Annotated in this window: 1 protein-coding gene; it reads right to left on the bottom strand. The window is 37.0% G+C overall.

What is annotated here, in order from left to right; genetic code table 11:
- The coding region (locus AC3WTA_RS19790) for a Cna B-type domain-containing protein (protein ID WP_492333027.1) at nt 1-405 on the bottom strand (405 nt) is incomplete at both ends.

The following is a 405-nucleotide window of genomic DNA, read 5'->3' as shown; positions in this document are numbered from 1 at the left end:
TCTGTATGTTGTTCGTCCTTGATTTTTGTATTTGTGATGTTATAACCATTTACTTCGGAGTTGTATCCCGCTACTGGTTGTTCTTTCACTTCATACTTATACGCCACTCCGTTTGCATCGTATGCTTGGAGCTTTTCGAACGTGTACTTCCAGTTTGTTTCCATGCTTACTTCTTTCGTGTCAATAACTTTTCCGTTTTGTAATAAGTCTACTTTGATGGATAGTGGACGATCTATTGCATTGTTATCATCCCAGACTTTCTTACCATTTACTTCTGTTTTGTCTGTATTTTTGTACGTGTTCGTGATTGTTGTTCCTTCTACTTTTATCTCGTAGCCGTCTACTTTCACTTCACTTACTGTGTACTTGATTTCATTTCCTTTTTCATCATACTTCGGTAGATCT

The sequence above is a fragment of the Bacillus sp. EB106-07-01-XG149 genome (assembly GCF_058791555.1).
This window is presented reverse-complemented; position numbering and strand designations above follow the sequence as displayed.